Annotated in this window: 20 protein-coding genes and 1 pseudogene; 9 read left to right on the top strand and 12 right to left on the bottom strand. The window is 59.2% G+C overall.

From position 1 onward, the window contains the following. Positions 1 to 5: 5 nt before the first annotated feature. From iolG to iolE, 6 genes are all read right to left on the bottom strand, one after another. Positions 6 to 998, bottom strand: coding sequence for an inositol 2-dehydrogenase (gene iolG, locus RHIBUN_RS0108440; protein ID WP_025659236.1), 993 nt, complete (start codon positions 996 to 998; stop codon positions 6 to 8). A 67-nt stretch (positions 999 to 1,065) separates the two neighbouring features. Continuing rightward, positions 1,066 to 1,884: a carbohydrate ABC transporter permease gene (locus RHIBUN_RS0108435; protein ID WP_025659235.1), complete on the bottom strand. Its 819-nt coding sequence runs from the start codon at positions 1,882 to 1,884 to the stop codon at positions 1,066 to 1,068. Next, complete coding sequence (locus tag RHIBUN_RS0108430) at positions 1,881 to 2,789, bottom strand: sugar ABC transporter permease (RefSeq protein WP_025659234.1); 909 nt, start codon at positions 2,787 to 2,789, stop codon at positions 1,881 to 1,883. The genes RHIBUN_RS0108435 and RHIBUN_RS0108430 overlap by 4 nt, the downstream gene beginning before the upstream one ends. Before the next feature lie 23 nt (positions 2,790 to 2,812). Then, entirely contained in the window at positions 2,813 to 4,141 is a 1,329-nt protein-coding gene (locus RHIBUN_RS0108425) for an extracellular solute-binding protein (protein WP_025659233.1), read from the bottom strand. After that, complete coding sequence (locus RHIBUN_RS0108420) at positions 4,138 to 5,238, bottom strand: ABC transporter ATP-binding protein (RefSeq protein ID WP_025659232.1); 1,101 nt, start codon at positions 5,236 to 5,238, stop codon at positions 4,138 to 4,140. The genes RHIBUN_RS0108425 and RHIBUN_RS0108420 overlap by 4 nt, the downstream gene beginning before the upstream one ends. Positions 5,239 to 5,248: 10 nt before the next feature. After that, positions 5,249 to 6,181 (bottom strand): myo-inosose-2 dehydratase, encoded by a 933-nt coding sequence (gene iolE / locus RHIBUN_RS0108415; protein WP_025659231.1) that lies wholly within the window; start codon positions 6,179 to 6,181, stop codon positions 5,249 to 5,251. Between the two features lie 355 nt (positions 6,182 to 6,536). Between iolE and RHIBUN_RS0108410 the strand changes: the two genes are divergently transcribed. Together RHIBUN_RS0108410 and RHIBUN_RS0108405 are read left to right on the top strand one after the other, a co-directional pair. After that, positions 6,537 to 8,024 (top strand): PLP-dependent aminotransferase family protein, encoded by a 1,488-nt coding sequence (locus RHIBUN_RS0108410; RefSeq protein WP_025659230.1) that lies wholly within the window; start codon positions 6,537 to 6,539, stop codon positions 8,022 to 8,024. Positions 8,025 to 8,125: 101 nt separating this feature from the next. Next, a complete protein-coding gene (locus RHIBUN_RS0108405) occupies positions 8,126 to 9,361 on the top strand; it encodes an aminotransferase class I/II-fold pyridoxal phosphate-dependent enzyme (protein WP_025659229.1) in 1,236 nt (411 codons plus the stop codon). A 40-nt stretch (positions 9,362 to 9,401) separates the two neighbouring features. Here the strand turns inward: RHIBUN_RS0108405 and RHIBUN_RS0108400 are convergent, their stop codons facing one another. After that, positions 9,402 to 10,889: a PLP-dependent aminotransferase family protein gene (locus RHIBUN_RS0108400; RefSeq protein ID WP_025659228.1), complete on the bottom strand. Its 1,488-nt coding sequence runs from the start codon at positions 10,887 to 10,889 to the stop codon at positions 9,402 to 9,404. A gap of 128 nt (positions 10,890 to 11,017) precedes the next feature. Here RHIBUN_RS0108400 and RHIBUN_RS0108395 point away from each other — a divergent pair, with 128 nt between their 5' ends. From RHIBUN_RS0108395 to RHIBUN_RS0108375, 5 genes are all read left to right on the top strand, one after another. Continuing rightward, positions 11,018 to 12,133, top strand: a complete 1,116-nt coding sequence (locus RHIBUN_RS0108395; RefSeq protein WP_025659227.1) for a Gfo/Idh/MocA family oxidoreductase — start codon at positions 11,018 to 11,020, stop codon at positions 12,131 to 12,133. Positions 12,134 to 12,273: 140 nt separating this feature from the next. After that, positions 12,274 to 13,296, top strand: coding sequence for an extracellular solute-binding protein (locus tag RHIBUN_RS0108390; RefSeq protein WP_025659226.1), 1,023 nt, complete (start codon positions 12,274 to 12,276; stop codon positions 13,294 to 13,296). A 102-nt stretch (positions 13,297 to 13,398) separates the two neighbouring features. Then, positions 13,399 to 14,568, top strand: a complete 1,170-nt coding sequence (locus tag RHIBUN_RS34715) for an ABC transporter ATP-binding protein (protein WP_025659225.1) — start codon at positions 13,399 to 13,401, stop codon at positions 14,566 to 14,568. Between the two features lie 56 nt (positions 14,569 to 14,624). Continuing rightward, the gene (locus RHIBUN_RS0108380; protein WP_245271648.1) at positions 14,625 to 15,404 is read left to right on the top strand and encodes an ABC transporter permease; all 780 of its coding nucleotides are present in this window, start codon (positions 14,625 to 14,627) and stop codon (positions 15,402 to 15,404) included. A 2-nt stretch (positions 15,405 to 15,406) separates the two neighbouring features. After that, on the top strand, positions 15,407 to 16,210 hold the full coding sequence (locus tag RHIBUN_RS0108375) for an ABC transporter permease (RefSeq protein ID WP_025659223.1): 804 nt from the start codon (positions 15,407 to 15,409) through the stop codon (positions 16,208 to 16,210). A 734-nt stretch (positions 16,211 to 16,944) separates the two neighbouring features. Here RHIBUN_RS0108375 and RHIBUN_RS0108370 read toward each other — a convergent pair. The 4 genes from RHIBUN_RS0108370 to RHIBUN_RS0108355 form a co-directional block, all read right to left on the bottom strand. Continuing rightward, positions 16,945 to 18,123 (bottom strand): GGDEF domain-containing protein, encoded by a 1,179-nt coding sequence (locus RHIBUN_RS0108370; RefSeq protein WP_084659671.1) that lies wholly within the window; start codon positions 18,121 to 18,123, stop codon positions 16,945 to 16,947. A gap of 270 nt (positions 18,124 to 18,393) precedes the next feature. Continuing rightward, complete coding sequence (locus RHIBUN_RS0108365; protein WP_025659221.1) at positions 18,394 to 19,170, bottom strand: MetQ/NlpA family ABC transporter substrate-binding protein; 777 nt, start codon at positions 19,168 to 19,170, stop codon at positions 18,394 to 18,396. Positions 19,171 to 19,212: 42 nt separating this feature from the next. Beyond that, positions 19,213 to 19,881: a methionine ABC transporter permease gene (locus tag RHIBUN_RS0108360; protein ID WP_025659220.1), complete on the bottom strand. Its 669-nt coding sequence runs from the start codon at positions 19,879 to 19,881 to the stop codon at positions 19,213 to 19,215. Continuing rightward, a complete protein-coding gene (locus RHIBUN_RS0108355; RefSeq protein WP_025659219.1) occupies positions 19,871 to 20,902 on the bottom strand; it encodes a methionine ABC transporter ATP-binding protein in 1,032 nt (343 codons plus the stop codon). Before RHIBUN_RS0108355 ends, RHIBUN_RS0108360 begins: the two co-directional genes overlap by 11 nt. Positions 20,903 to 21,771: 869 nt before the next feature. Between RHIBUN_RS0108355 and RHIBUN_RS38010 the strand changes: the two are divergent. After that, positions 21,772 to 21,989: pseudogene (locus RHIBUN_RS38010) on the top strand (SDR family oxidoreductase); the annotation flags it as partial. A gap of 474 nt (positions 21,990 to 22,463) precedes the next feature. Beyond that, the gene (locus RHIBUN_RS0108345) at positions 22,464 to 23,528 is read left to right on the top strand and encodes an AraC family transcriptional regulator (protein ID WP_025659217.1); all 1,065 of its coding nucleotides are present in this window, start codon (positions 22,464 to 22,466) and stop codon (positions 23,526 to 23,528) included. A gap of 221 nt (positions 23,529 to 23,749) precedes the next feature. Here the strand turns inward: RHIBUN_RS0108345 and RHIBUN_RS0108340 are convergent, their stop codons facing one another. Beyond that, on the bottom strand, positions 23,750 to 23,938 hold the full coding sequence (locus RHIBUN_RS0108340) for a hypothetical protein (protein WP_025659216.1): 189 nt from the start codon (positions 23,936 to 23,938) through the stop codon (positions 23,750 to 23,752). Positions 23,939 to 24,505: the final 567 nt, after the last annotated feature.

The raw sequence follows: 24,505 nt of genomic DNA, 5'->3' as shown, positions 1-24,505 counted from the left end.
CAGTCTTAGAACTTGATCGGTTCGAAGCGGCCGGACTTTGCCGACGCAAGGGCGGCTTCGCAGAGGATCATTGCCTTGCGTCCGTCGCTCGCGCCGACATCCGGCTTCTTGTTGGCAAGCACGCACTCGATGAAGTGATCGAGCTCGGCGTAGTAGGAGTCCATGTAGCGCTCGACGAAGAAGTAGAGCGGCTTGTCGCGCGATACGGCCTCGGAGCCGAAGGCTTCAACCGAGGTCGGCATTCGGTTGCCGGCTCGCAGCATGCCGTTCGAACCGTGTACTTCGATGCGTTGGTCATACCCATAAACGGCGCGGACACTGTTGTTGATATGGCATTGGCGGCCGGAGGCGGTGCGCAGGACGAACATCGCGGTGTCGTAATCGCCGTGCTTGGCATAGTAGGGCAGTACCAGGCAGGATCCGGTCGCAAACAGCTCGACGGGCTCCTCGCCGAGTAGGTTGCGCGCCATGTCGAAGTCGTGGATCGTCATTTCGCGGAAAACACCTCCGCCGCCGGCAAGCGCTTCCTCGGTCTCCGCCTCAGGGTCGCGGCTGGTGATGATTACCTGTTCAACGGAACCGATCTCGCCGGCATCGAGACGCTGCTTGAGAGCGCGGAAGCTGGGGTCGAAGCGGCGGTTGAAGCCGATTTGGAACATCGCGCCCGCCTTTTCGATTGCCGCGAGGCATTGATCTGTACGGCCGATGTCGAGATCGATCGGCTTCTCGCAGAAGATCGCCTTGCCCTTCGCCGCTGCCGCCATGGCAAGGTCGGCATGGGTCTTGGTGGCCGAGGCTATCATCACCGCCTTGATGGTCGGATCCGAAAGCGCCGTCTCGGTGTCGACGATCTTCGCCCCCGTCTGCGCGGCGATGCGTTGCGCCGCTTCGGGGCGCGGGTCGACGATATAACGAAGTCGTGCCTTCGGATGGCGCGCAAGGTTTCCTGCATGGACGCTGCCAATCAGGCCGGCGCCAAACAAACAAATGTCGATCATTTCAGTTACTCTCTCCTCGGGCCGGCTCGCCGGCCAATTGGTGGACAATGCGGACCTCGATCCGCGGCTATTTGACCGCTCCCATGGTCAAGCCACGCACTAGGTGGCGTTGTACGAGCAGGGCGAAGACGACGATGGGCAAGGCTCCGATCACGCCGGCCGCCGCCATGGATGCCCAGTCGGTGTCGATGCGGCCGATCAAAGTCGCCGTGCCGCGCGGCATGGTCATGGCCTTTGGGGTGGCGGTCAGTGCCAGGGCGAACATGAACTCGTTGAAGGTCACGATCACGGCAAAGATGGCGGTTGCGGCAATGCCAGGAGCCGCCAGCGGCAAGGTCACTCGGCGAAAGGCACCGAACCGGGAGTCGCCGTCGACCATGGCGGCCTCCTCGAGGTCGACCGGAATTTCTCGGAAGAAGCTTTCCATCATCCAGACGCAGAAGGTCACGTTGAAGGCGGTATAGGTGATGATCAGGCCGAGCCACTGGTCAAGCAGGCCGAGACGCAGCATCAGCAGGTAGACCGGGATCAGGATCACCACCGGCGGCACGATGCGCAGCGTCAGCAACAGCAGGCCGATCTTGCGTTCCAGCAAGAAAGGCAGACGAAAGCGGGCCATCGCATAGGCGCCCAGCGTGCCGAGAACCAAAGCGATGGAGACCGACACTGTTGTCACTACCAGCGAGTTGGTCAAATAGGCGCCGAAGTTCTTCTCCGAAAAGAGCCGCAGATAATTGTCGAAGGTCGGTACATGGGGGTAGAGCGTGCCTTCCTGCGTGATTTCCTTGTTGGACTTAAGCGATGTCGAGACCAGCCAGTAGATTGGCACCAGGACGATGAACACGATGAACGACGTCACACTGGCCCTTGCGAGACGGGAATTCATTCCTGAGCCTCCTTCTGAAGAAGACGAACGGCCGTAAGCGCCATGGCGAGCACGATCAGTCCGACAGTGACGAACATTGCCGAGGCGTATCCGGTTTGTTGAAACTTGAAGGCGGTATCATAGCCGTAGATCGAGACGAGCTTGGTCGCTTCGCCGGGGCCGCCGCGGGTCAGCACGAAGACTTGGTCGAAGGTCCCGAAGGCGTCGATCGTCCTGAGCACGATGGCGATAGCTAGCACCGGTCGCATCATCGGCAGCGTCAGATCGACGAAGCTGCGCCAAGCGCCCGCACCGTCGACGCGGGCCGCTTCGAACGGTTCCTGCGGCAAGGATTGCAAACCTGCGAGCAGGATGAGGAACATCAGCGGCGTCCATTCCCAAACGTCGAGAACAACAAGACCGATGAAGGCGTTGACCGGATCGCCAAGGATCTGGACCTGACCGCCGCCAATCGCCACGGAGAGGGCCGTGATCATGCCGGCGTCGCTGGCATAGATCAGACGAAACAGGATCGCCACCACGACAGGTGTGATCACCATCGGTATGATGAGTACCGTTCTGAGAAGTCGGATGCCTTTGAATTCGCGGAGGCAGAACAATGCCAGCGCAAAGCCGAGCACGGTCTCGATTGCCACCGCCAGGAAGACGAACCTGATACTCACCCACAGAGCGTTGAGGAACTGGTCGTCGCTCCAGAGGCGCACATAGTTATCCAGCCCGGCCCAGCCAACCGCCGTGCCGTAGCGGTAGGCTTGCACGCTGGCGCGCAAGCCGTCCCAGAATGGATAGACCAGGACGCAGAGCACGACCATGACCGCGGGTGCCAGCATCAGGTAGGGCAAGGCAAGATCTAGTCCGGCGCCCTGAAGCCGTTGTTTGGTCAGGATCTGGCCCTTCGGGTTCATTGATAGTATCCCGCCCTTCGGGTTCATTGATAATATCCCGCCTGAGCGAGGTATTCCTTGACCTCATTGGCCGCTGCGTCCATCGCGGCTCCGCCGCCAGAGCCGGCCTGAAGCGCTTTGTTGAGCTCGATGCCGAGCAGCTCCTCAACCTTTGCCCATTCCGGCATACGCGGCCGGGGCAGCGCGCCGGCGTCAAGCTGCTGGAGCGCGACCGGGATCAAACGATTGCCGGGCTTGGCGATGCCAAACGCACTGCGCTTGACCGGGATCATTCCGGCTTCGGCGACCTTCGCCTGGGTATCTGCGCTCGTATACCACTTGAGGAATTCGATCGCGTTCGCCTTGTTCGGCGCCGACTTCGGTACGCCGGCTATGAAGATCCCGAGCTGTGAAATGGCCTTCACCTGCTTCGGAACAACCCCGAAGTCGAGTTTGCCGACCACCTTGGACTGGGCCGGATCGTCGGACTTCAGTGCATTGCCGGAATATTGGATGATCGCGCCGGCATCGCCGCCAAGGATGGCCGCCCCTTCCTGATCGGAGTCGAATTCGACCACGCCCGCCGGAGCGTTCTGCTTCATGGTGCCGACGAAGAAGTCAGAGGCGGCCTTACCAGCTTCCGAGTTGAACGTCGGGTTCCACTTGTCATCGAAGAACTCGCCGCCGAACGACAGGAAGATCGAATACCAGCTGGTGACGATCGAGTTGCCGGCGACGCCGCGGAAGACGACCGGATACTTGATCTTGCCCGACGCGACGCCTTCCTTACCTTTGGAGATCACCTCGTCCCAGGTCTTCGGCGCTCCGTTGGTATAGACATCGTTGCGATAGGTCAGCGTCTGCAGATCGCCGATGAAGGGTGCGCAGATCAGGGTCGGCGTTGCATCCTTGAATGCGGCGACACGCGGACCGCTTCGTGGCGGCCAGAAACCCATATCGATTAGCGGGCCGATCCAGTCCTTGTCATCGACGCCAAGGCCGGCGGCGCCCAGATCCTCGAGCACATTGGCTGCGCCGAATTGCGGTACCCACGGATCGTCAAGCAGATAGAGGTCGTATTGCCCCGCGCCGTTCTGGGCGTCGGCGAACCACTTCTCGAGGGTCACGCCGTATTCGTCTTCCAGGAAGTCGATGTCGAAGCCTGCTTCCTTGGCAAGCGGGATGATTTTCTGCTTGAACGGGGTCAGGCCGCCATCGGCGAACGCGCCGATAATAACTTTCTTGCCGGCAGCCTTAGCAGGCGCCGGAATGATCAAGGTACCGATGCTGGTGGAGGCGAGTGCCAGCAAAACCGTTGCCTTGAGTAGGGAACGGCGGGATGTCGTCAGGTAGGATTTCTTATCGTCCGTCATGCTCTGTTCCTCTCTGTTTTTTCCACTCTATGAACAGCGGTTTTGCCAGCCGTATCGAAGAAGCAGGCATTGCCGACATCGAAGGAGACGCCAATGTGGTCTCCCACCGACGCCCGGAAGCCGCGATCGGCGCGCACAGTCAGCCGCCCGCCGTCGACACGCACATCGACCAGGGTTTCGTTGCCCATCGGTTCGACCACGTAGATTTCACCGGCCATCGAGCCCGTGACACCTGGCTCAGTTAAATGCAGATCTTCCGGCCGAATGCCGAGTTCGGTAACACTGGCTGCGCGGCAGGCCTCAAAGCGCTCACCCCTGATCGCGAGGCGGGCGCCGCCGACCCGGATGTCTGTTCCGTCCGCCTTGACCGGCAGGACGTTCATCGGCGGATTGCCGACGAACGTGGCGACGAAGCGGTTGGCCGGGCGGTCATAGACTTCGGCTGGCGCCGCCAGCTGCTGCAAATCACCACCGTGCATGACGGCGATCAGATCTGCCATCGTGAGGGCTTCGGCCTGGTCGTGGGTAACGTATATCGTCGTTGAGCCGAGGCGCTGGCAGAGCCGTTTAATCTCGCCGCGCATGGTCAGGCGCAGACGGGCGTCGAGATTGGACAATGGCTCGTCCATTAGGAATGCCGTCGGATTGCGGACAATTGCACGGGCAAGGGCAACGCGTTGCCGCTGGCCGCCGGAAAGCTGGCGAGCGCGCCGGGTCAGTAGATGGTCGATCTCCAAGATCGCGGCAACCTCAGCGATCTTGGCCTTGCGCTCGTGATCGGGCATGCCGCGGAGCCACAGCGGGTAGCCGATGTTTTCCTCAATTGTCATCTGCGGGTAAAGCGCATAGCTCTGGAACACCATGGCGATGTCACGATCGCGCGGCTGCAACCGCGTGACATCGCGTTCGCCGATCAGCACCTGGCCGGCGGTCGGCATTTCGAGGCCAGCGAGAATGCGTAACGCCGTAGTCTTCCCGCAGCCCGACGGACCTAGCAGTGCAAGGAAGGCGTGGTCGGGCACGCTAAGGTTGAGGGATTTCAGGACGTTGAACGCCCCGAAGCTCTTGACGACACCGTTGTAGCGAACGGAACTCATGGCCACCTCGTCAGGTTGTTTGGCAATTGGAAGCCGGGATACCTCGATCCGCGACCGTAAGCCCGGCCTCGATCGCCATGGCGCGAAGGTTGCGGTAGCCCATCGTTGCATAGGTGAGGGGATGGGCCTTGGCGGGATCCTGTTCAGCCTCGACAACCAGCCAGCCGGAGTAACCGGCATCGGCCAGGATCTTGAGTAGCGTCGGATAATCTTGCGCGCCGTCTCCCGGCACCGTGAAGATGCCTTCCATCACGGCGTGCATGAAGCTCCAGTCTTCGGCGCGGGCGCGCTTCAGGATCTCTGGCCGGACATCCTTGCAGTGCACGTGGACGACGCGGGCGACGTGGCGCTGCAGCAACGCCTTCGGGTCGCCACCGGAAAAGGCGCAGTGACCGGTGTCGTAGAGCAGGCCGAAGGCCTCGCCGGTATTGGCCATCAACTTGCCGATCTCGTCGTCGGTTTCGACGATCGTGCCCATGTGATGGTGGAAGGCCATCCGCACGCCGAAATCGGCAAAGCGTTCCGACAGCGTGGTGATCTTGGCGCCGTAAGCTTTCCACTCGTCGTCGGCGAGATGCGGACGTTGCGAGATCGGGTCGTGGATGGCGCCGTGGCGGCCACGCGAGGTGTCGGCGTAGACCACATGCTTGGCGCCGAGGTCGCGCAGCAGCGTCAGATGCGGTAGGATCGCCTCGAATTCCTGATCGATGTCGTGGTCGAGGATTCGGCCATCGTACCAGCCGGAGACGAGGTCGAGCTGATGCTGCTCGAGGATCGGGCCAAGCTCAGCGCTCTTGCGCGGGAACTTGCCGCCGAGCTCCGTGCCCGCAAAACCCGCCTTGCGGGTTTCCGACAGGCACACCTCCAGGGGGGTGTCTCCACCGAGTTCCGGCACGTCGTCATTCGTCCACGTGATCGGATTGATGCCAAGCCTTACTGTCATACGAGTTGTCTTTCCAATAATAGATGCTTCACTTGACGCTCCCTCTTCCTCGCGGTTGAGGGTCGCCCTACTACGCTGGCCGGAGCGCCGCATATCGAAACCCGGTGCGATTCGACCAACTGCAGGCAAGGATGGTGGGGAGATACATCTGAAGGTGCACGCCGAACCCTCCCAGCCGCGCTACCTCAATGCGAGTGTAGATCCCCCTCCAGAAATCACCCTCGATCTGCGGTTAGACTACACCTATCTGTAACCTGCACGAGTTCCAGTTTGGCGGAAAAATTAGGAACCAGTTGTCAGTGGTCGTCGGAAGACGTAGCGTGGCACATCGTCTGGTCCACGTCAGGAAACGCCTGTGTCATCCGCACGCTGTCTCCGCCAATCTTTTCCCCTCGACATGATTGCTGTCGATCGAACCAGCGAGATGTCCCTGCATCGGCAGCTGCACCGCGCGCTGGTGAAGATGATCCAGGACAGGACGCTTGCCGCCGGTACGGCCTTGCCGTCGACGCGCGAACTCGCTGCCGATCTGGCTTTGGCCCGCAACACTATCATCGCGGCCTATGACCAGCTCGTCACCGAGGGCTATCTCGTCAATCGACAGGGCGCTCGCTATGTCGTAGTGGATCTCCCTCTGTTGCCGAAATTGCAGACCCCGTCGCTGATCATCCCAAGCGAGCGGACTCTGTCGGTGCGAGGCATGGCATTGATGCACCAGCCGTTCCACCATGGATCGCCGGGATGCTTCGCCTTTCATCCGGGCATGCCCGACGCTCATAACTTTCCCTTTGGCGTCTGGGGTCGCCTGCTGGCGCGGCGGGCCAGCTTCGCCGGAGACAGCTTGTTCGGGACCTACCACGTAACAGGCTTGCCTGAACTGAAGGAGGCGATCGTCGGCTACCTGGCCTCCTCGCGCGGTGTCATCTGTACCAAGGAGCAGATCGTCATAACCACAGGCGCACAAGCGGCCTTCGATCTTCTGGCGCGCCTGCTGCTCGATCCCGGCGATCGGGTGTGGATGGAAGAGCCAGGCTACTACGGTGCCAAGGCGGCCTTCACTGTCGCTGGCGCCGATGTCCGTCCCATGCCGGTCACCCTCGAGGGATGGCAGATGGGCCGGCCTCCGAAAAACATCCGGTTGATTTATGTGACACCGGCCTGCCAGCATCCCCTTGGAACGTCAATGCGCATGGACCAGCGGCTGCAGCTGCTGGAGCTCGCGGAAAGAAGCAATGCCTGGATCATTGAGGACGATTTCGACGGCGAATATCGGTTCCAGGGCCGACCGGTTCCCGCCGTGCATGGAATGGATCGCTCCGGCAACGTCATCTACGTCGGCACCTTCGCAAAACTACTCTTTCCGGCGCTTCGTCTCGGCTTCATGGTCCTACCACCGGGCCTCTGCGATCGCATCCACCCCGCCCTCAGCACAACAGGACAGTTTCCGCCGCTCTTCCTGCAGGCAGCGCTCGCTGACTTCATCGTCGAGGGACACATGAGCCGACACCTGAAACGCATGCGGCGGATCTATGCTGGCCGCCGGCAATTCTTCTATTGGATCTGCGAGGAGCGGCTTTCCGACTACATGCAGTTGCTGAACGCCGAAGCGGGCATTCAGGTCGTTGGGCACTTGCGCAAGGGCCTGAGCGACATCCAGATCAGCGAAGCCGCGACAAGGCTCGGCATCAATGTATCACCGCTGTCGAAATACTATCAGCATGAGACACCCATCCAAGGGCTCGTGCTGGGATACGCCGCCTGTAACAAGTCGCAAACGGAACTGGGGATCGGCCAGCTGGAACGAGCGTTCGAGGAACATGTCGGCGTTCCGTCCCACTCCTAGTGATAGTGGTACCATCAAACTTGTTTGAAACGGCACTTCTGAAGATACCGAAATCTGAGTAGCTTTCCTTCAACAGCAGTCGCTTACATGGGAGAGTTGCGATGTACTACTATGGGCAGGAAGAAATCGATGCACTGTCAAATGTCATCCGATCCGGCGTCCTTTTTCGGTATCACGAAGGTAGCCAGTGCGAGAAGTTCGAGAGCCGTTATTCCAACTTTCTCGGGGTCAAGCATTTCTCGTTGGCGGTGAGTGGCTCTTATGCGCTGTCGGCCGGACTGATGGGCCTCAACATCGGTCCGGGTGATGAGGTGATCATTCCCGCCCACACCTATATGGCGACCGCAACGTCGGTTCTCGCCGTTGGCGCGATCCCGGTAATCGTCGACATCGACGAGAGCGTGACGATCAGCCCTAAGGCCATCCGCGCAGCCATTGGGCCGCGAACGAAGGCCATCATCCCCGTACATATGTGGGGCGCCGCCTGTAACATGGATGAGATCATGGCTATCGCGGAGGAGTTCAACCTCTTCGTGCTGGAAGATTCGTGCCAGGGCGTCGGCGGCTCTTACAAAGGACGAAAGTTCGGCTCGATCGGCCATGCTGGCGCATTCAGCTTCAACTACTTCAAGAACATGAGTTGCGGCGAGGGTGGTGGTCTTGCCACCAACGATCCCCAGGTCGCCGAAAGGGTGCGATGCGCCATCGATCCGTGCCACTACTATTGGCAGGGCCGAACCGACAGCATAAAGCCGTTTGCAAGTAATGGCGCCCGTGCCTCGGAATTCATGGGGGCGCTCCTCAACGTTCAACTCGACCGCATCGACGGGTTGATCTCGAGCATGCGCAGGGAGAAGAAGCGCATCATCGCCGGTACTGCGAGCCTCGACAATCTCGGCCTCAGATTAAGCCCGATGAACAGTCCGGACCACGATTGCGCAACACACGTCATGTATCTTCTGCCTAACGCCGAGGCAGCAAACCGGTTCGTCGAGGTCTTCCCGGCCGTAATCGCCGGTAAGACCGGCCGCCACACCTACACCGAATGGGACCAGGTACTGCAGCACGAGGGCGCTTTCCACCCGGTCCTCAACCCCTACAATCTGATTGAAAACCGCGAATGCCGTCGTGAATATTCGCGAGACATGTGTGCCTCGTCGCTGGATATCCTGGCTCGCACGGTCATGGTCCCGACCGATCCGCTCCGAGTACCGGAAAAGACCGCCGATATCATCCATGACATTGCGGAAGCTGCACGCATCGCACTCACCAACGCTGCCCCGGCGTCTGCCACCGTTCGCACGTCCGGCGCCGTCGACATTCAGAAATACACCTGACGGGGCTGCATTACAGCGGGGCTGCGTTGCTTAATCACATTCATGCAACGCAGCCCCTGTCTTTTGACCGCAGGCTTTCCTGGAACGCGGCCCTAAGCCGCTCCAATCCTTTTTGCCGTTCGGTTGAGCCAACACCGGTATAGCCCATGATGATGCCCTGTTCCGGCGGCGAATGACGGTAATGCGGCGAAAGCGGGCTGACGTCGACCGCGTGCGCGGCCGCCAACCCGCAGAATTCCACGTCCGACATCGGCATCTTGAACCGGCCCACAACTTGCATGCCGGTATCGATCTGTTCGACCGACAGCCATTCGCCGAGATAGGCGTTGCATTCCCGGACGAATTCGGCCTGACGCTCGGCATAAATGCGTCGCATCTTTGCGAGGTGCTTTGCAAAGAAGCCCTCCTCGATAAAATCGGCAAGTGTCGCCTGCAGCAGAAGAGGCGGGTGTTTGCCGGTAATGCTGACGGCCGCGTCGAACGCTTGGCTCAGGCGCGCCGGCACGACGACAAAACCGATGCGGAGAGCAGGGAACATCGTCTTGCCGAAAGTGCCGACGTAAAGAACCGTGCCGTTTTTGTCGAGGCCCTGCATGGCAGGGATCGGTTTGCCGCGATAGCGATACTCGCCGTCATAGTCGTCTTCAATAATCCACGCGCTCAGGTTTTCTGCCGCGTTCAACAACTCGAGGCGATTTTCAAGACGCATCGCGAGCCCCATCGGCCATTGACAGGATGGCGTGACAAAGAAGAGCCTCGGATTCAGCTCGAAGGCGGTGCGAACGGACCATCCATCGCGGTTGACGTAGAGCGGGATCGGAACACCGCCGGCCGCCAGCATCGCGCTGAAGGCGCCGGAATAACCGGGCTCCTCGTAGCAGAAGGCGTCACCTTCATCGAGGAGAAGGCGCGCGCATAGGTCGAAGGCCGACTGCGCCCCGGTAACGATGATGACTTGCGACGGCGTGCACTCGACGCCGCGCGAAACCCCAAGATAGTTGGCAATTGCCGTTTGTAGTCTCGGGTGACCCGACAGCGAATGATAGCCAAAGATCTCCTCGTGGGGGTAACGGGCATGCCTCTTCAACAGACGGGCCCATGTGGAAAACGGAAACTCCCGAATATCGGGAAAGCCCGGATGAAAAGCGATTTGCCCGGGAACCGTCTGATCCTTCGGCTGGCGGACAATGACGTTGCCGCGCCGCGACAGTTGCGGAAGATGCAGCTCGTCCTGCTGGGAGTTCGGTTTCTTGGTCGGTTCCGGCAGGTCGCTGATCCACGTTCCCGAACCTGACCTGCATTCGACATAACCCTCCGCCAGCAAGGCGTCATAGGCGGCGATCACAGTATTGCGGCTGATGTGTAGCTCGTCGGCAAGCGTGCGGCTGGATGGCAGCCGCGTGTTAGCCTTGAGCTTCCCGCTCAGGATCAGACGGGTTAGTTCGTTGTAAAGCTGGCGGTGGAGCGCCGTCTCGGCGTCGGCGTCAAGCGTCAACAGATCTAGGGAAAACTGAATTCGCTTTCGCATGAAGTGGCACCATCAAAAATCGCAAATTTGTCCCTTTTGCTGGGGTCATTATCGACGCTAAATTTTCTACGTCAACTATTCAGATCCCGCCCAGCGCCGAGCCGGGTCGGCAAAGCCGGGGGTACAAAATGAAAGTAGCCATTGTGGGAACGGGCGGTATTGCCAAGGTCCACGCACGTGCGATCCTGCATCTTGGTGGAGAAATCGCGGGCGTCTGCGGCAGTTCACTGGACTCGGCTAAGTCGTTCGGCCATGGCCGGCCTTATGGCGACATCGAACGAATGCTAGCCGAGGTAAAGCCTGACGTCGTTCACATATGCACGCCGAACCATCTCCACAAGATTCAGGCGATCGCTGCTTTCGAAGCGGGGGCGCACGTCCTATGCGAAAAGCCGATCGCTACTTCTATCGAGGACGCCTCACTGATGATCGAAGCTGCCGCACGTGCCGGCCGCGTCGGTGCCATCATGTACCACAATCGTGGATATCCGCTGGTGCAATTGATGCGCGAGCGTATTGCCTCTGGGGAGGTCGGGCGGCTGCTTCGCGTCGGCGGATGCTACATGAACGACGAAGGCTTGTCCCCCGATCGGTTCACCTGGCATTTCGTTTCGAAGCAGGTCGGGCGCTCATTCGCGATGATGGATATCGGCGTCCATTGGCTGGATCTAGTCGAGCATGTGACCGGCCGCTTTATCTGTGAGGTGACCGCACAGTTCAGCACCCATCACCCGAAACGCGTCTGGTCCGGCCACCCGGGGCAGGGACCGCGCCCACCGGGACGGGAGCTCGAGAACGGTGTTGAAGTGGACGTGCAAGTGGAGGATCACGCCGAGATCATGGTGCGCTTCGATAACGGCGCCTCCGGCAGTGCCACTATCAGCACGGTGTCGGCCGGCTACCCCAACCGGCTGGCGATCTCGGTGGACGGCACCAATCTCGGTTTGGATTGGACGCAACAGGAACCGGAGTGGTATCTGGAGCGGCGAGGCGAGGGCCTTTTGAAACGCTTCCGTACGCCTAACGACCTTTCGCCTGACAAATCCTACATGACGTTCCTGCCGGCGGGCCACGCCGAGGGACACGGCGAGGCGTTCAGAAACGTCATTTCGCAAGCATGGCGCGGCATGCGGGGAAAGCCTGCGGAATTTCCAAGCTTCGAGGATGGGCTGCGGGGCTTGCGTCTCGTCGAAGCCGCAATTCGGAGCGCTGCGGAACGTCGCACCATTACGGTCGCGCCATGAGTGGCAATCTGAGGGTCGGCAAAGTGGCACCATCAGGATTGATGGAAGCGGTGCTTTGCTGCGAATGCGATGCCTCTAAAGTACCGGCATCGAGAGGAACGAAGTCCAACTGAAGTCACGCAGATACTTGGGAGGGTAGCATGATGAATAGACGACAATTTCTCGGTTCCACGGCGGGTTTTGCGCTGCTCGCGAGCCCGTTTGTAGCCAGAGCTGCCCAGCGGGAGCTTCGGATCGCGGTCTGGCAAGGCTATGCCGAGCCCGAATGGGTCAAGCCCTTTGAAGAAGCAAACGATGTCAAGGTCAACATCACCTACTTGACCTCCGACGAAGAGTTCTTTGCCAAGATGCGCGGATCGCAGGGAGCGGGCTTCGACGCTTTCTCCATCAACACGTCGCTGGTGCCGCGCTATCAGAAACTCGGTCTCGTCAAGCCGATCGACCCCACCAAGGTTGCGCGCATGGACCGCCTGAGCCCGGTCTACAAGAACGTCACTGACTTGAACATCGACAGTCAATTGTGGGGCATTCCCTTTGCCTGGGGCTCGCAGCCGCTAATCTACGACACAGCGCAGTTCGACCAGGCTCCCGACAGCTGGCACGTGATGTGGGATGAGGGAAATGCTGGGCAGCTCATTAACTTCGACGATCCGGGTACAATCACACTCGCTGCGTTGCTGCTCGGCTTTCCGAATCCTTACAAGCTCGAGCCCGATCAGTTGCAGGCCTGCAAGGCGAAACTCATCGAGCAGAAGAAGCTCCTAATGACCTACTACACCGGCTTCGACGACGGCGTGAAAATTTTTGCCGAGAATAAGATCAAGGCGATGCTGTCGATCGGGGAGCTGCAGCTCGTCAACCTCAAGAAGCTCGGTGTGGACGCCATGCTCACCATCCCGAAGGAAGGAGCAACCGGCTGGCTCGATTGCTGGGTCGTTTGCAATGGGGTCAAGGACGTCGATCTCGCGCACGCCTGGATCAACAACTGCATGGCCGACGAGGTTGGCACGGTTCTTTCCACCAAGTTGAAATACGGCAACACGACCAACCAGAAAGCCAATGAGGACAATGGCCTGACCTACGCCGACAAACTGTTCTTCGCGCAGCAGGCGGAAAACCAGGAGGCGCGAACAGCCTTGTGGAACGAGATCAAGGCGGCTTAGAAAATCGATGGGGGTGATGCTCATGCATCGCCCCCGATCCTCTTTCGCAATACCGCTCGGCGGTGCACGTGGTCGTTAGACGCAAGAAGGGAAAGCGGCGCGATGTCGTCTCTTGAAGGAGAGCAGGATCTTATCCTGCGCGGAGTGAGCAAAAGATATGGACATTTGCAGGTCCTGCAGCCGACCGAGCTTCATGTCCGATCGGGTGAATTCCTGACGATCGTCGGATCTTCGGGGTCCGGCAAGACGACCCTCTTACGGATGATCGCAGGCTTTACCAACAATACCTCCGGGGAGATTCTTTTTCAGGGACGCGACATCACCAATGTGCCTACCCACAAACGCCCCTTCAACACGGTCTTCCAGGACTACGCGCTTTTTCCGCACATGACGGTAGCCGAGAACATCGGTTACGGGCCGATGATCCGCCGCCAGCCGCGCGAGGCGATCGCCCGCAAGGTCAACGAGGCGCTGTCGATCGTAGGCTTGCAGAAAATGATCGACCGTATGCCGTCGCAGCTCTCTGGCGGGCAGAAACAGCGTGTCGCGCTTGCCCGTGCACTCGTTTGTGAACCTAAGGTTCTGCTGCTCGACGAACCTCTTTCCGCCCTCGATGCCGAAATGCGCTATCAGATGCAAACCTTCCTCAAGGATCTGCAGCGTCGTGTTGACACCACCTTCATTCTCGTCACACACGATCAGGAAGAGGCGATCACGATGTCCGATCGCATTGCGGTGATGAGCGCAGGCCGGATAGAACAGGTCGGCGACCATCGCGAAGTCTACTACGCGCCGAAAACGCCGTTTGTCGCGAGCTTCTTCGGCGATACCAATCTAATCGCCGGGACCTTGACTCCCGATGGTGGCCTTCAGACGCCGCTTGGACTGCTTGCCGACGTCGCCGCAAGGGGACCACGCAAGGGAAAGGTAATCGCCTCCCTGCGCCCAGAGGCCATCCAGCTTAGCGCGGCAGGCAGAAGGGATGCTGGTATTCAGCGCGAAGGCGAGAGAATCTGTATTTCCGCGCGGATTCAGAGAACCATCTTCGCAGGCCCGCTGACACGCGTCGTTGCAACCTGCGACGATCATCCCGAGATCGAATTTCTGGTCAAGGTCACGAGCGGCGATTTGCCGGTGTCGAGCGTGCCGGGGACTTCGGTTCGACTTCGCTTTTCTGCCAAGGATCTGGCAATTGTTCCGGTCGACGGTGACGAAGCCGCATCCGCTCCCGGACATCTTAAACTTGTCGCGGCTTCGGAAGGTGCGAGATGAGGTTGGGAGCACGCCTTTTCCTGTTTCTGATGGCCGCGGCAGGACCGGTTCTGTTGGTGCTGCTGCCGCTCAGTGGCTTTGTCTTGAATTCGTTCTATTCGATGAACGGCAGCGAAATCGTGCGAGGTTTTTCGGCCGGCAACTACGTCGAGTTCGCCAACAACCAGGCCTATGTCGGGGTCCTTTGGCACACGATCTGGCTTTGCGGCCGTGTCGCCCTAATCTGCCTGTTGCTGGCCTATCCTTTGGCCTGGTACGTCTGGCAGCAACCGGAGGCCAAACGCTTTCCACTGTTGCTGGTGGTCATCTTGCCGCTGTTCATGAGCTATATTGTCAAGCTGTTCACGATGCGCTCGCTTCTAGCGGTAACCGGGTTAATGAATGAGCTGTTGCTCGACGCCGGTTTTCTCGCCAAGCCGACGACGGCGTTTATGTTTAATGAAAATGCTATCCTCCTGACGATGGTCGCGATGTACCTGCCGTTCGTGTTCCTGCCGATATATCTGGCCTTGGAACGCATTCCCGAATCTCTTGTACAGGCATCGGCCGATCTCGGCGGCACGCAGGCGACTACCTTCCGCCACGTAGTTTGGCCGCTCTCCGTTCCTGGCGTCATATCCGGAGCAATCTTCGCATTCGTCCTGTCGCTCGGCGATTACGTGACACCGCAGATGGTCGGTGGTCCGAACGGCTTTACCTTCGGACGCGTGATCTTCTCTCAGTTCGGCGCCGCCTATAACTGGCCGCTGGGTGCTGCGCTCGCTGTCGTCCTGGTGATCGTCAGCGGTGCGGCCATCCTGTCGGCAGGGCTAGTTTCCAAGAAGGGTGAGGCATAGCAATGAGGTCCAGCGGAGGAGAGAAATTTGTCTACGGGCTTTGTGCGGTCCTGTTTGCATTGACAGTGTTGGTTCTCTATGCGCCGATCCTCGTCAACGCGTTGCTTTCGGTGGTGCCGCGCAAAGCTGGCTCGCTGCATTGGGCCGAAGCCGGCGGCGGTGCCTATCTTGAGCTCTTCGGCAACGTTGACCTCATGCAATCGCTGTTTGCCAGCGTCGTCGTCGCGGTTTCGGCTTCGGTCCTGTCGAGCGTGATCGCGGTCGTGATGGCGCTCTATCTCGACAGCAGATTCGCTTTCGGTCGCCGGGCCATCGAGACGCTGATCTATCTGCCCTTCATCATGCCGTCGATGATCACCGGGCTGGCGCTTCTCATCTATTTCACCGCTTTGAAGGTTCCGCTCAGCCTAGCGACAGTCACTCTGGGGCACACAATATTCGTCCTGGCAATAGCCTATCGCCTGACAAGTGTGAGGCTCACCAATCTGTCACCTTCGTTGCGCGAGGCGTCAATGGATCTCGGCGCCAATGGCTGGCAGACCTTCCGCCATGTTATCTTCCCACACCTTCAGCCTGCCATCCTGTCGGGCGTGCTGTTCGCAGCGGCGATCTCAATCGACGAAACCCTGATTACCCTTTTCCTGTCTGGGGATCGCATGACGCTTCCGATCCGTCTTTGGTCGATGCTACGCGTAGGCTTTACGCAAGAGATCAACGCCTTGGTGACACTCGTCATCGCGGGGACACTTGTGGTGGCACTGTTCGGTCTGAGCGTCTGGAAGAAGGACGGAAAGCTTGAATTTTGAGACTGAGCGGACCTCTTCCTCCTTTACGGTCCATTCACATCCGGTATCCATCGCCGCGACCGAGTTCCGCCAGCGGGATAGTGATATTGCTGTTTGAGCAACGTCACGTTGTCGCGGGTTTGCTGGTTACAGGACAGTTGGGTGGTCAGAAATAGGTCCGGCGCAAACCTATCCAAGCTTGTTGTCTCGCGCGTCGAAGCGGTCAAATATGTAAAGACAGCGCGTGGGGCTATGTGCCCGCTCGAGCACCGTTACTTGCTTTCTGATGGGACGACTGTCCGATTTGATTGTGTCGACGCGTGTAATTGGAGCAGGCTCGGCGCATTCGTTTGTCACCGGAGGATGCTACGGACGCCTTGCCGGTGGAAGTTTGGCGCGTTGCCGATTGATATCGTTGGTGTCGTGTCGAACCACATCGACTACCCGACGAGGGGATCATCGAACAAGACCGCGCGCGTCATCCCATGCCGGGTCGCCGTCCGACCAGGTAGTGATCGGCCGCCCTGCGAGAGCCAGGTCGTGGCGCGGGCAATCCATGCATCTCCATCACAACCTCTTCATGAACGGGAAGAAGACGACAGTCTTTCCGCCAAGCCCGGATCCTTCAGCGGAAAGCGTATGTGGTGGGGGCCGCGCCTCCTCGGACTTGGAGCTATAGTCTCACGGAGGAGGGAAAGCAGCCGTTGCTCTGGATGTCGAATAAACTGGAAAAAGTCCGGCCCGAAGGCCTGTTCTCATGTCACCAGCCGAATATCCGGCGACGCAGAGCGGGCCTGTCTAACGCAATTTCTCCCGTCTCGCTTTGCTTCGTAAAGGGCCGTGTCGGCCCGGCGCATTGCGTCGTCAAGGCTCTCTCCGACGGGAATTTCGGCAACACCGAAACTCGCGCTAACCGTCAGTGTTGGAGGCAACCCCTCCACAGTGATCCCCATCGCTCCGCGTCGTACAGAGCTGGCAAACAGCATGGCCGTTTCGACCGTTGTGTTCGGCATGAACACGGCAAACTCCTCGCCGCCAATGCGCCCGACGATGAAATTCGGCGCGGCGCCGGATTTCAGGAGGTCAGCAAAGGCGCGGATCACCTTGTCTCCGGCATGGTGACCGAACGTGTCGTTGATGCTTTTGAAGCGATCGATATCGCAGGTCATGACGGAATGGCGGACGGCGGGGGCAACAAGGCGGGCAGCGGCGACACCGTTCTCGAAACCGCGGCGGTTGGCAAGATCCGAAAGTAAATCCCTTTCGGAATTGCTGCGTTCGTCGGCCATGATATCGAGGACGAGGACCGAAAGCAGTGTCAGACCAACTGCCACGATCAATACGGCAGTCGATCCCTGTGAAATCAATGCGTAGTTTGTACGAATGTAATCGGTTGCCACCGCGCCGGCACCGGCGGTCACTGCCAGGCCAGCCTTTGCAAAGAAATGTAGACCGGTTGCGGTAAGCAGATAGCCGAGGACCCGATCGATCATTGCGCGGCGCCGTGACGCGAAGACCGCAGCAGCGCTGGTAAGAATGACCAGCGCAAAAGGTGTTTGATAGGATAAGGCGTGCCGAAGCGTGCTACGCGGCAGGCCATAGATAAGCAGATCAAGTAAGATACAAAGGGTGAAAAAAGATATCGCCCACAATGGCGCGATCCGCACGCCGTAAAGCTCGCCGATACCAAAGCGCAGCAGGATCATGCCACCAAGCACAGTTGCAAATGCCAAAACTGCGAAGAGCTTCGACAAATCTGTATACGCAACGAAGAGTTCACTGATGGCAGAAAGAGAGGCGACAGCGAAACCTGCCGAGAACCATAGTGCAGCCCGGCGCGACTGGCTGCGCACCGCCACGACGGCGAACACCAGTGCAAAGCAGATTGCGATGATGAAATTCACCACAAGGAAGAAAACTGCTCCGTTCACCATCGCACAAGAATCCGCCGCCAATCCCGCCGAAGCTTCAGTACAAGTGTCTTAATAAACTGTGAAACACGACTTTGTTAAGTGGGTGGCTTTCCGGACATTCGGGGCGTGACCTGCGATCCGTGGGAAGCAATCCGCTCAGCTAGCAAATCGGCAATTATGGGGACCGCTCCAAGGTTTCGCGAACGCCGTCCGATTTGGTGAAGACAAAAAACGAAAAACGGCCCGGCGGAGCCGAGCCGTTGCACTGTGTTGGCCCGATAAAGCAGGATCTTACCAGGACGGGATCAGGGCGCCCTTGAACTGCTCGTTGATGAATTTGCGGATGCTTTCATCATGGTAGGACTCGACCAGCGTCTTGGCCCAGGGCGCGTCCTTGTCGGCGGCGCGAACGACGATGACGTTGGCATAGGGAGACTTTTCGCCTTCGATGGCGATGGCGTCGGTCTTCGGATGCAGACCGGCTTCCATAGCGTAGTTGGTATTGATGACGGCGGCATCGACGTCTTCAAGCGAACGCGGCAGCTGGGCGGCATCGATTTCGGCGAACTCGATGTTCTTCGGGTTGTCGACGATATCGGCAACCGTCACCTTGATGCCCGGGTTTTCCTTGAACTTGATCAGGCCCTTGCTAGCCAGAACCAGGAGCGCGCGACCGCCGTTGGTCGGGTCGTTCGGGATGGCAACGGTAGCGCCTTCCTTCAGTTCGTCGAGGCTCTTCACCTTCTTGGAGTAGACGCCCATCGGTGTGGTGATGGTCGTGCCGATGCTGACGAGATCGAACTTACGGTCGGCAATCTGGTTGTCGAGATAGGGCTGGTGCTGGAACGAGTTGGCCTGGATGTCGCCGTCGGCCAGCGCCTGGTTCGGCACGACATAGTCAGAGAACTCGACGATCTCGATATTCAGACCCTTGGTCTTGGCGACTTCGGCGACCTTTTCCATGATCTGGGCGTGCTCGCCTGGCGTGACGCCGACCTTGATATCCTCGGCGAAGGCCGAGCCGGCTGCAAAGGCCGCAATCGCGGCGGCGATGATGAACTTTTTCACGGAAGTCTCCTTGGTATGTTTATTGGATATGCGAATTAAAGATCAGTTCTTCCGGTTACGCTTGTCGAAGCGGCGGGCGAGCCCGTCGCCGGCGCTTTGCACGACCTGCACGAGCACGATCAGCACCGCGACGACGAGTACCATCATCTCAGGGTTGAAACGCTGGTAGCCAAAGCGGATGCCGAGGTCGCCCAGGCCCCCGCCGCCGACGGCCCCGACCATAGCCGAGTAGCCGATCAGACTGACGATGGTCATCGTCAGCGCCATCAGGATGCTGGGTCGCGCCTCTGGAAGCAGCACTTTGTAGACGATCTGGGATGGCGTCGCTCCCATGGCGCGGGCGGCCTCAATCAGGCCCTTGTCGACCTCGCGGATGGCAGATTCAACGAGGCGCGCGAAGAACGGAATGGTGGCGATGGTCAGCGGCACGATCGCTGCCCAAGTGCCGATAGAGGTACCCGTCAAAAGGCGCGTCAGCGGTACGATGGCAACGACCAGGATGATGAACGGCGTCGAACGAGCGGCGTTGACGACGAGGCCAAGCACGCGATTGGTTTTCGGTGCGGGAAATAGCTCACCCTTGCCTGATGTGGCGAGAAAGACACCGATCGGCAGGCCGATGATCGAGCCGACGATGCCGGCAACGAGGACCATTTGCAGGGTCTGCATCAGCGCCTTGGAGAGGAGGCCGAAAATCATATCAGGCGACATAGCCGAGCACCTCCGTGGTAAGGCCCGTTTCGGCATAGAAGCGGTTAGCCCGCGCGATGACATCCGGCTCCGCCGAATAGGAAACGACTAGTGAACCAAAGGGCTCGCCCGATATCTCCTCGATCGCGCCAGCGAGAATATTGACGTCGGAGCCGAGCTCGGCGACAAGCCGGCCGGTCAGAGGTTGAAAGGCCGTGTCGCCGAAGAACACCAGCCGGACGAGCACACGGTCGCCGGCTGATGGCTGCGGCCTGACGGCGGAGCGCAGCCAGTTGGGCAGTTTCAGGGCCGAGGCGAGCAGCGTGCGCGTCGTCTCGTGCTGCGGGTTGGTATAGACGTCGAAGGTACGGCCGGATTCGACGATGCGGCCGGCATCGATGACAGCCACATGGCTTGCGATGGTTTTCACCACCTCCATCTCGTGGGTAATCAGGAGAACGGTGAGACCGAGATCGGCATTGATCCGCTTCAAGAGCTCGAGGATCGACTGCGTTGTCTCCGGGTCGAGCGCCGAGGTCGCCTCATCGGAGAGCAGCAGCTTGGGGTCCGTTGCCAGCGCGCGGGCAATGCCGACGCGCTGCTTCTGGCCACCCGAGAGTTCGGAAGGATAGCTGCCGGCCTTGTCGCCGAGGCCGACGAGGTCGAGCAGCGGCCCGACCTTGGCACGGATCGCCTTCTTGTCGACGCCCGCAATTTCCAGCGGCAGCGCCACATTGTCGAAGGCGGTGCGCGACGACAGTAGATTGAAATGCTGGAAAATCATGCCGATCTGGCGGCGCAGGCCACGTAGACCGTCCTCACCAAGCTCTCCGACGTCGACACCATCGACGAATACCTTGCCCGATGTCACGCTCTCGAGCCCGTTGACCATGCGGATGAGCGTCGATTTGCCGGCGCCAGAGCGACCGATTATGCCGGTGATGGCACCGCGTTCAACTGTCAGATCGACACTTTCGACGGCGGTGAAACCACCTTCGCCCGCGGGCCCGTAACGCTTCCCGGCGCCCTGGAAGGTTACCATCGGTACCGAATGTGCCACGGGGACCGGATCGCTTCCGGGCTTGCCGTCCGGCGCGGCGTATGTAGCGCCTGCGCGGCCCGCATGTTGGCTTGTCATGCTATGCTCTCAGATGTTGGTCTTCACAAACTGGGGGCTCTATAACCGCAAATGTACAAATTAGCCAACCGGGCTGCACCTTTGAATTCAAACACGTTCTGACAGATGGTTTCAAGCGTTCACAAAAATGATCGTTTGTCTTGTTGAGGCTGAAAAAACCTCGGCAGGCCAGGTGCCTCGACGGCTCCTATGGCGGGAACGGCTTTCCGCCGTATCTGCGCACAACCATGATAGGTCAAGGGCCGCGAGATCCCTCTTGTCCCAGTCGATCTTCATTCGTGAGGACTTCAGCAAAGAGGATGCTGCGCGCTTTCTTCTGAAGTCGAGGCCGAAAGCTTAGATTTCGGCGTCTCGGGATGGCGCCCGGACTTTACCGGCACGGTGCCTAGCCGCGTTGGCCGCCACTAGCGAATGAACGAGATATCGCTCGCGCATGTGAAACATAGCGAAAATCCAGCCGAACTCTTGGAATTCCCGCAGGCGTTCATTGCGCGAGCGAACGTTACTCGAACTCTACGCCTCAAGTAGTTCGATCTTATGTCCTTCAGGGTCCCTAATAATGCAACGGGTGCTCCAATCAGATTTGGAAGGCCGAGATATTATATCCACGGCGCTGCCCAGATTACTCAAGACTTTTGAGATCGATGGGACTCGAAACCCTAGGCGAACCGCGCGTCCCCCGTCAACGGAAAGGAGCATCGGTTCTGACACGTGGGATGCGTTGCTTCTCTTTGCTTTCAAGTCGGGCATTGCTTGGCGGATAACAGCATCATGTGCATGCGGAATGCCCTGGCGAGATCCATACGCCAATGCTGGAAGCGGGCGTGAAGCGCTCTCGACGCACCATGGCGGATCTCATAGGCTCGTTCCCTTCGGCCGCATCGGCAGGCCTGATGAGGTCGCGGCGCCGGTTGCCTTCCTGGCTTCGGAAGTAGCAGCTTTCATGTGCAGGTCGTTCGTTGAAATTACAGGGGCGCAAGCGGTCGCGTAAACGAACTTTGCCGTTTGTATGCGGACGAAAGTGGATGCGGTCAGCGCTTGGCGGTCAATTACTGGGCTGCGGCGGAGCCGCCGCCACTCGGTCTGTGCGTTCCTCCCAGAACGCCTCACCGTGGACGCTGCGATGAACGACACGAGCGGCGGCGACATCCCGACGGTGACCATACCCCCCACCTGGTCCGCCGGGAAAACTGATGGACTGCTAGATGCATCTATCAATCCAACCCACGAGAAGCGCACGAAACCGGTACCCCCCTCGACTTTGAGGCAGCGTTTCAATCGTGCGATCGACATTTACCCGTTGTTGGCGGGTATATTGCGCTTAGAAGCGCTCGGCTTGTGATGAGGTGACATTTTTTTGCGGCAGCAGCCACATTTCTCAGGTGCGAGAAGGAAATGCCCCCGGTTGCAGTTTGCGAACCAGAACAAACAATGGCAGTATTGCAGCTTCGGGGGGACACCGCTCATGGCCGGGCAACGCGAACCTGACATTCCAAACCTGATCAATGGACCAACTTCATGGGGCTTGGCCACGCGCCTGGCAGTTCGGCATCTGGAACGTGCTGGAATCGAGGTTGCGCCTTTGCTGTCGCGGTCCGGCCTTTCAAGCGCAGCGATCGCAGAGCGCCGGCGAATTCATGTCGCCGCGCAAATGCAGTTCCTGCAGTTGGTCGCTCATGTTTCGAAGGATGCTTGGATGGGGCTTGCCTTGGCCAAGGAATGCGACTTGCGTGAAATGGGGATGCTTTACTACGTGATGGCCTCGTCACACGATCTGAGTGACGCTTTCACGCGCCTTGGAAGATATGTCCGCCTTGGAAACGAGGCACTCGTCGTGCGGCTTAAGGAGAAGCCCGCATGCTCTGTCGAAGTCTCCTACACGGGGGTACAGAGGCATCGCGACCAGCACAACATGGAGTTGCTGTTATTTGCCCTGTTGCGCCTCTGCCGCAAACTCGTCGGACGGGATCTTTCGCCGCACAAGGTGAGATTTGTCCATCATAGAACTGGCGACCTGACCTATATCCGGCGAGTATTTGGATGTGAGGTCGAATTCGGAGCAGAAACGGATGAAATTATTTTCAACGCCGGAACGCTGGAGCTCCCGGTCGTTGGAGACGACCCATTTCTCAACGAACTGATACTGAAGATGTGCGACGAGGCGATGGCAACCCGCATGGCCAATACCAGCCGGTTCCGAACGATCGTGGAAAACAATATTGCGCCTCTGTTGCCGCATGCCGAGGCGACCACAAGAACTGTTGCAAAACGACTTGGTTTGAGCGAGAGGACATTTGCTCGAAAATTGGCGGCCGAGGGCCTAAACTTTAGTGAGGTCCTGGATCAAATGCGCCGTGATCTTGCGATGCGTTACCTCGAAGAAGATCTTCAGGCGTCCCAGATTGCCTGGTTGTTGGGGTTTCACCATCCGAGCTCCTTCAGTCACGCTTGCCGCCGTTGGACAGGCAAGAGCCCGCTCGAATTTCGGCGCGCTCCTGTCCAAATCCCGACAGTCGAAGCGACAGCATGATGCTTTTCTTTTTATACGCGAACTCGGACCGCACCTTTCTTCCTGCCAGCTCATTTGTGCCGGTGACAGACGCGCGACATGCCAGTCGGCCCTTGTAACGTGCCGTTCGTCGCATGACGCCTACCTCGCCATCTGATCTGCTTGCGCAATGCAGCCCAGCTAATCCGTTGCTTTCGGGCAGATGGCGGACAGCGTGGAGGACGGATGCGTCGAGCTTTGGGTCAGTTGCCGGACTCCTGTCGCATTGCTTCGGCGCGGCGCATGAAGTCTTCGGCCGTGCCGACCGAGGGGAAGTCGGCGGCGAAGCTGCGGGCCACGAGCAGAGCCTGCTCGCGACCGCTGTTGTTCCATGACACCCACACGAAGCGCGACAGGTGCTCGAATTCTTCCCGCAGCGTTCTCGCTGACATCAGTTCCCCCTCCAGAGGCGTTTGCGCGGGCGGGCGCGATGGCGAGACTGCCCGGTCTCCTCGGGGTGCGCAGCAGCTTGGCCGCATTCTTCGACCGTCAGCCATTCTGGACGGGAGGGCGCTTGCTTTTGCAAGGTGCCGTTTGATTGAACAAAAGGACCCATCCGGGCCGCAGTACGACCGACAATGCAACCAGATCCCAGCCCTCCGATCGCATTGCCGTGCATTGACACTCAACTACTTCGTCTCTGCGCAAAACCAGTACCGTTTTCGACCGGTCGAAATCTTGCTGCCAGAAGACAATTGCTTGCGTTAGGCTGCCACGGGTTCACAGTGTGCGGATTACGCACTCCCCTTCAGGCAGAAACGCTGATGGATCAGGTTTAGATAGCCATCCGCACCGCTGGCCCGAGGAGCGGCAGTTGTGGCTTCGGGCCATCGGCATAACGATACGCGACGATGGTGATCGCGAGTGTAATCAAAACCTCGGGCATCGGATCAGGTTGGTGAGGCAAAAAGGCCCCGCCTGAGCGCAAGCGGGGCGAGGAGAGCGTTTGGACATTAAAG

It is taken from the genome of Rhizobium sp. IBUN (genome assembly GCF_000510625.1).
Lineage (GTDB): Bacteria > Pseudomonadota > Alphaproteobacteria > Rhizobiales > Rhizobiaceae > Rhizobium > Rhizobium altiplani.
This window is presented reverse-complemented; position numbering and strand designations above follow the sequence as displayed.